The organism is Silvanigrella sp. (genome assembly GCF_044369315.1).
Taxonomy (GTDB): domain Bacteria; phylum Bdellovibrionota_B; class Oligoflexia; order Silvanigrellales; family Silvanigrellaceae; genus Silvanigrella.
On sequence record NZ_JBIPMD010000176.1, the window covers coordinates 1 to 7311 of the forward strand.

The window sequence follows — 7311 nt, forward strand, 5'->3', positions numbered from 1 at the left end:
TAAATACTTCCCCTTGATAAGGTTTGAGGCATTCCTATTCGGGCTTCTCCCGCTTTAGGAGTTGCAATGTAGTTATTTCGACCTATCTTTTGCAATCCATGATTATTTTGAAAGACAGCTAAAGCAACAGCGCCCAATCTTCTTTCCAACCCGTTTGTGTAAGTTCCTCTAATAACACCATCAAGGTCAATTTTAAGAGATTTTAAATAACCTGCCTCATAGCCATCTTGAGAGTGGAAAGCTACCCCAGATTTCGCTGCTAAACTTGTTGAACCTTGAGTTCCAACCACGGCATCTTCATCAATTGTGGGGCCAAAATTAAACTGAAGCTTTTGTGGGCGAGCCCCATTTACAAATTGAACATCAAAAGCATCTGTTTTATTAATATAGTCAATTTGAATAGGAGTACCTGATTTTGTTTTAAAAGGGAGAATCGGTTTTCCATCTTCATCAAATTCAACTCTTCCGTTTGCAATCACAGCAGGAAGCACTTTCCCTTTTTCATTTCTTGGTGGATCCGTAGAAACTTCCATTCCATCCACAGTAGCAAACCACTGCCAAGCATTCTTATCTACTTCTGTAGTTCGTACATAATAAATAACAGCTTGTCTTCCGTTACCATAGTTATCATAAATGGTAACAGCACTTGCAAAATTTGAAGTATCGGCTGGCCTAGAAAGATCAAAATCATCAACGGGAGGTTTGTCTCTGATATCAAGATTTGTAACAACGTTAACTAAATTTGTAGCTCTAGGAGGAATAATATTCGATAGAATTTGTAAATCTGATAACTTTACGGAAAGGCTATTATTGCTGTCTGGATCGGGCATATATCCTTGAACACGAGCGCCAGAAGGATCTGTTAACTTACCATCTTTATCAAAACGAAAGCTTCCTTGTCTTGTATAAAACAATCCATTTGACTCTTTCACTTCGGCAACATCACTTTTAATTAAGAAAAAACCATCACCTTGAACGCTCAAATCGGTTATTTGTCCCGTATTTGTTATTGCACCTTGGTTAAACATCGTGGTAATATTTCTCAAACGGGCGCCTCGACCGAGTTGAGATCTTTCATTTAAAGTTACAGCAAGCATATCTTCAAATTCTGCTCTATCTGTTTTAAAAGATTTTGTATTTGCGTTGGCAATGTTATTGGCAACAACAGACATTCCATCTGCATTTGTACCTAAACCTGAAACCGCACTAAATAAGGCATAATTTATTGGCATAACTTCATTCCTTCATAAAGTAACAAAACTTAATATTGTTTCCCACTTATTCCAGCAACAGTTGGAGGTCCTCCATATTTAGGAGCTGCTTTTACATCTGAATAATTCTCTTGAGGTTTTGGTTTTGCTATTGCTTCTGCTTTTGGTGGTATTTCAGCTCTTGGCTGATTCGATTTTACATCTGGTTTTTTTGGTGAAAATTTCATGTCATTCCCATTTTCAAGAGAAGGCATTTTTGTAACATTATTCATTTTTGTTTGAGCATTATTTAAATCATTATTAGTTATTTTTGTTTCAAAAGAATTTTGTCCTTGCTGTGCCATGGGATCTGATTTTGAAGGATAAGGCATAAATTCGTCTGAATTATTATTTAATGTTGAATTTTTATTCACTGCGGTATTTTGAGATAAATCCATTCCATCTAAATTATTTAATGATTTTTGTGTCTCAGAAGATTTTGGATTTAATGGATTAGCAGTATCAGTTGGTTTTGCGTTTGGATTTGAGTTTTGAACATAATTTGCTAATTGAGATTTTTGAGCTTTAACGGGTGTTACGTTATTTTCAGGATTACGAATCGCTATAATTTTTGCTGGATCGGCAGGACCAACATCTGTATCTAATTTACCACCAGCTAAAATATCTGTTATTCCTTCAACTTTAGCAATATAAGAAGTTTTTGCCGTCATAGGCTTACCATCTTCTGTTGAGGCAAGAATATTAAACGTATAACTTCCATTAGGTAATTTAACGCCTTTATCATTTGTTCCATCCCAGACAACTTTATTAATACCAGGTTGCAAAGCACCCATATGAATACTTTTTACTGTTTTAGAATGCTCATCTCTAAATTCAACAATAACATTTGAAGCCGCAGCAGGAAGATCAAATTTAGCGGTATTTGCTTTTCCATCTTGTGTTAACTTAATATTGTTACCTTGAATTTCAATATCTTTACCTAAATATTGAGATAATTTTTCAGCTTTTGCATCGTTTTGTAATTTTTTCATTTCAGTTAATACTTTATTAACACCCATAAGCTGTTCCACAGTATTAAATTGAGCCATTTGAGAGGCCATTTCATAATGTTCCATAGGTTTTGCTGGATCTTGATACTTTAATTGAGTCACTAATAAATTTAAATAGTCATCTCTTTCCATTTTATTTTTAGCAAGATCTTGTTTTTTACCAGTTACTTTTTCAAGTTGTTTTCGAAACTCACGATCATTTTTAGATTCGCCAAGTCGAAAATCACCACCAGCTTCATTTTTTTCTTTTTCAATTTCCGCTTGTCTCATAATATTTGATTCAGAAATCATGTTATCAAAATTAGGAGCTTCTTCTCCTTTTTCTACTTTTAATCCCGTATCTCTCGGAGGTTCCAGAGCTTTTTCGGGAACACGTGCAACACCTTTTGCTTCACCTACGTACATATCGAACTCCATCATTAAATTACTAATTAATGAATAACATGATTAAACATTTACTTTAATAGATCCATTTGCACCACGTTGAATATTTGTTATGGAATTTTTTTCCATATTTCGGGAAAAATTATTTCTGCTATTTATATAACTTTGATTCGAAGATTTATTAAAGGAATAATCATCATCCGATCTATTAAAAAGAGGGTTATTTCCATTTGAAAAACCATTTGATAAAAATCCTTGGGATAAATTCTGCTGAAAAAAATCTTGATTATTTCCATTGTTTGAATTTTGACTAAACTGTTGTTGTGAAAATCCTTGGCTTGTTGCCCCACCTAATCCAGCTTGAATTGATTTACTTTCTACAGAAGTAACTTTAAAATCTGTTAAAGAAATATTTTGGCTGTCAAGAGTCTTTTTTAAAGTATCCGAATTTTGTTCCAATATATTTTTTAAATCTTTATCTGAAGCTTTAATTTCCATAGAAACAGTATTATCTTTTTTCATATGTATATTTAATTCAATGCTTCCAAATTTTTCATCTTGAATTTGAATTTTGGCATTGCCTCCACCACGAGCTTGTAATTGACTTGATAAATCAACCGCTCTTCTTGTAGCAGCAGAAACCATAGGATTCGAAAAATCGGCATTACTTTTATCAGACAAAATAATTGGGGTATTCGTTTGAGAAGAAATGGTTTTTTCAAAAATAATCCCTTTATTTTCTAAAGAAGATTTTTCGTTTAAATCTTTTTTATTTTCTTTAGCTTGATTATCGGAGTCAGAGGACATAAATGAAAAAAAGGAATCTTCATTTAAATCCTTAAATTTTAACCCATCTAATTTTGATTTTTCATTGGTAAAAATATTTAAATTATTTTTACTTAAATTCATTTCTTTTTTGTCTTTAACTATATTCTCCATACTAAAAACAGGTAACTTTATATCTGTTTTTACTTTTTGATTCGATTCGTTTAATTTTGAAACTTGTATTTGACTTTTAGGATCAATGACCTCTATTTTTCTAAATTCATCTTCATTTCCAGTTGTTTTTATAGTCTTAAAGTTGTCATCTATCTTATTTGTGCGAACAAAAGTATCTACATTTTTAAATTTTAAATCTTTTAATTCAAAATTAGGATTCTCATTTTCAATTTCGTTCCAATTATTTTTATTGTTAAAAGCATCATTAATATAAAATGCATTATTTTTATTTATATCATATTTTATAGATTTATTTATTTCACTAAAATTATTTTTATTATCTATAAATAAAAAATCTTTGGGATCAAAGTTATTTTTATTATTCATAAAATCTTTTTGAAAGTCATTGTCTTTTGTTATAACGCCAATAAATTCTTGTTTTTCGCCTGAAGGGCTTATTTCTTTTTTAAATAAGTAATAATCTGTTTTAATATCAAAATCATTCACTACTTTAGCAACAGGATAAGCAACTAAATTTTCATTTAATTGAATTCCTTTTTGATTTAAAAATCCTTTATTTAATTGATCTATTACATTTTTACTATTGTCATTTTGGTTTTTATCCAATTGAAAATCAACATCAGATATTTCAATATTTATATTTGGATTAAATAGATTTAAATATGCTGATAAATTTTTATTACTTGAATTAATAGGAGTATTTAGATTTTTATTTATAAAAACCAAATCACCTTTTTGAATATTTTCTTTGATATTGCCATCATTTATATTAAATGTCTTTATTAAATTATCTTCATTTTTAACTAAATTTACATCAACTAGGTCATATTTAGAAATATTTTTTAATAGGTTATTTTCTTTAATAAAGGGTGTTATATTTTTTTGATTTTCCTCTAGATTGATATTGCCAATCAAACTTTTATCTATATTTATTGGTTTTGCAAATTCAAAAAATTGATAACCCTCTAATTTCAAATTTTTTTCGCTTGCATCTAAAATGCTTAAAAGATTTTTAGACTCCAAAGGATTCAATTCGATTTGTGGTTCTGATAATAGAGTTTGTTTTGTCCCATTTTGATTTTGCCATTGTGTTTGAAATAAATAAGAAGAAGAAAAAATAGGGTTTAAAAATAAGTTACTTTCCTCATTTTTTGTATCTTCCTCTTTTTTAGAAACAAATTGTTTTGGAATAATAGAAGGCTCATTTTCTTTTTTTGATTTGGTAAAAGACTTTTCGATTGCATTATCAAAAGGATCTTTGTCATCATCAAGTTTTAAATCTTGCTTTTCAGCATCCCCTTTTGGTGGAGGAGGTAGAGCAATAGGAATTAAACTTGATTTTGGGGATGCTAAAAACATTTGCAAACTCCCTTTTTAAAGAAACGATCTGAATTACTTGTTCCTTTAATGATAAAATAGCTGAAAATAATGAAAAACTTTAGCACTTAAATTGCATGATATAGAAGGCCTGGCTTAGGAAGCCTTTAAGCAAAAGGCATTTTCTTGTGGGGCAATTAAAAGTCGACAAAAAAATCCTAACTATAAATAATTAAGTAAAATCATGTATTTGTATCTTATGAGATTTTTTGCCTTCTCTTTTTTGCACTGATAAAAAGGGCTCAATATGCCTAATTTATCCATTAAAAAAGAGTTGACTTTGACAGGAAGCTTTTCTATTGTTTGCCACTCTTGCCAAAGGCAACTTTATGCAAACCTGTTTTAAGCCAAATACAACAGGACTAAAGAAAACTGACGGCTACATACAAGGAAAGGTTTCGTATGCCAACCATTAACCAGCTTGTCGCAAGCGGCCGTAAGCCAAACCCTTACCGCAGCAAGTCCCCAGCACTTAAAGAGTGCCCTCAACGTCGTGGCGTTTGTACACGCGTTTATACAACAACACCTAAAAAACCAAACTCTGCGATCCGTAAGGTTGCAAAGGTTCGTTTGACTACTGGTATTGAAGTTATTTCCTATATCCCAGGTGAAGGCCATAACTTACAAGAGCACTCCGTTGTTCTCGTTCGTGGCGGTCGTGTAAAAGACTTACCTGGTGTGCGCTACCACATTGTTCGTGGTGCACTTGATACAACTGGCGTTGCAAAACGTCGTCAATCTCGTTCTCTTTACGGCGCAAAACGTCCTAAAGGAGGCGCTGCTGCCGCTGAACCTGCTAAAAAAGGCAAGAAGTAAGCTAAAGCTGCAAAGCTAAGGTGAGATTTGTTGCTCCCTGCCTGAAATATGGCCAACACAACAAACAGAAACAGAACAATAAGTCCTGTTTTTGAGTAAAGGTTTCAAAGAAACTTTGAAGTTTCTCTTTTATTAAAGGAATTTAAATTATGGCACGCAGACGTCGCCCGATAAAACGCGAAGTATTAGCAGATCCTGTATTTGGTGATGTACTTGTTACTAAGTTCATCAACTGTATGATGGAAGATGGAAAAAAAAGCGCAGCAGAAAAAATATTCTACGGCGCAATTGAAATTGTAACTCAAAAAGCACAAGGCGAAGAAGCCATTGCTGTTTTTAAACGCGCACTTGAAAACCTCAAACCACAAGTAGAGGTTCGTACTCGTCGTGTTGGTGGTTCTAACTACCAAATCCCTGTTGAAGTTCGTCCTGAGCGCAGGCAAGCTTTAGCACTTCGTTGGCTTATTTCATACTCTCGCTTACGCAATGAAAAATCCATGCGCGATAAGCTAGCTGCTGAAATCCTCGATGCTGCTAACCGCCGTGGTGCTGCTATTAAGAAACGTGAAGACGTTCATAAAATGGCAGAAGCAAATAAAGCATTTGCACACTACCGCTTCTAATTTTAACTACCTGCAACCAGTTTGTTTTCTCATAAAGTTTCCTATCTTTGGCAAAAAGAGCTTTGTTACGACAAAGCTCTTTTTTTTTTGGGAAAGAATTCTATTTAGAAATCCGTCCCATTATCAAAATAAAATAACCATATACAATAATTAGGACTCCCGCTAAAAACTACAAATTTGACAAAATAAATTAAAATGAAATCTTTGTTTTAAAAAATTAAGCTGTTAACTTAATAGAAAGATAACTTATTGGAGATTTAAATGACAAAATTTATAATTCAAAAAATAATTTATATTTCTGTTTTTGTTATTTTAAAATCGCAAGCTTATTCAAGTGAACCTATACATGTCCGAGCTGATTATTGGTGCCCCTACAATTGTTCTATAAGAGATGTCAATCAAGGTTACATGATTGAAATTTTGCAAAAAGCTTTTGGAGAAGAAAATATAAAATATGAAACCATGAATTGGGCTCGAGCAGTAACAGAAACCAGAGAAGGCGGTTTCGATGCTATTGTCGGAGCCGCAAAAGAAGATGCTCCCGATTTTATTTTTAGTGAGATTTTAGGAAAAAGCCAAAATTGCTATTATACGTTTGGAAAAAGAATTTTTAAATATACAGGAATAGACTCACTAAAATCAATTAGGCTTGGAATTGTTAAAGATTATTCGTATTATGAAGAATTAAATACTTATATTAAAAATAATTTAACAGACAAAACTAAAATAGACGAGACATTTGGAGATTATGTTCTTGAAAAAATGATAGGAAAAATTAAAAATAGAGAGATAGATGATCCTCCCCTAAGAAAGTAGACACCCAGATCCGAAAAAAACTTATAGGAAAGAGGTGTTGAAATGGTGTTAACCAAAAGAAGGTATACAAGCGAA

General features: G+C 32.2%; 6 protein-coding genes. 3 read left to right on the forward strand and 3 right to left on the reverse strand.

The genetic code is table 11. The annotated features are described in order from the left end of the window. The 3 genes from ACIQ56_RS12630 to ACIQ56_RS12640 form a co-directional block, all read right to left on the reverse strand. The coding region (locus ACIQ56_RS12630) for a flagellar hook protein FlgE (protein WP_397601419.1) at positions 1 to 1232 on the reverse strand (1232 nt) is incomplete at its 3' end. A gap of 29 nt (positions 1233 to 1261) precedes the next feature. Next, entirely contained in the window at positions 1262 to 2665 is a 1404-nt protein-coding gene (locus ACIQ56_RS12635) for a flagellar hook assembly protein FlgD (RefSeq protein ID WP_397601420.1), read from the reverse strand. 42 nt (positions 2666 to 2707) lie between these two features. Further along, the gene (locus tag ACIQ56_RS12640; protein WP_397601421.1) at positions 2708 to 4963 is read right to left on the reverse strand and encodes a flagellar hook-length control protein FliK; all 2256 of its coding nucleotides are present in this window, start codon (positions 4961 to 4963) and stop codon (positions 2708 to 2710) included. A 420-nt stretch (positions 4964 to 5383) separates the two neighbouring features. Here ACIQ56_RS12640 and rpsL point away from each other — a divergent pair, with 420 nt between their 5' ends. The 3 genes from rpsL (at position 5384) to ACIQ56_RS12655 (ending at position 7236) form a co-directional block, all read left to right on the forward strand. Then, a complete protein-coding gene (gene rpsL, locus ACIQ56_RS12645; protein ID WP_148698002.1) occupies positions 5384 to 5797 on the forward strand; it encodes a 30S ribosomal protein S12 in 414 nt (137 codons plus the stop codon). Positions 5798 to 5946: 149 nt separating this feature from the next. Then, positions 5947 to 6420 carry a 30S ribosomal protein S7 gene (rpsG, locus tag ACIQ56_RS12650; protein WP_153421121.1) on the forward strand — a complete coding sequence of 158 codons (474 nt, stop codon included), beginning with the start codon at positions 5947 to 5949 and terminating at the stop codon, positions 6418 to 6420. Between the two features lie 261 nt (positions 6421 to 6681). Continuing rightward, the gene (locus ACIQ56_RS12655) at positions 6682 to 7236 is read left to right on the forward strand and encodes a hypothetical protein (protein WP_397601422.1); all 555 of its coding nucleotides are present in this window, start codon (positions 6682 to 6684) and stop codon (positions 7234 to 7236) included. Positions 7237 to 7311 lie beyond the last annotated feature (75 nt).

Excerpts from the sequence above, each read along its gene's own strand:
- ACIQ56_RS12635 (WP_397601420.1), bottom strand. The coding sequence starts at position 2,665 with ATGTACGTAGGTGAAGCAAAAGGTGTTGCACGTGTTCCCGAAAAAGCT.
- ACIQ56_RS12640 (WP_397601421.1), bottom strand. The coding sequence starts at position 4,963 with ATGTTTTTAGCATCCCCAAAATCAAGTTTAATTCCTATTGCTCTACCT.
- ACIQ56_RS12655 (WP_397601422.1), top strand. The coding sequence starts at position 6,682 with ATGACAAAATTTATAATTCAAAAAATAATTTATATTTCTGTTTTTGTT.
- rpsG (WP_153421121.1), top strand. The coding sequence starts at position 5,947 with ATGGCACGCAGACGTCGCCCGATAAAACGCGAAGTATTAGCAGATCCT.
- rpsL (WP_148698002.1), top strand. The coding sequence starts at position 5,384 with ATGCCAACCATTAACCAGCTTGTCGCAAGCGGCCGTAAGCCAAACCCT.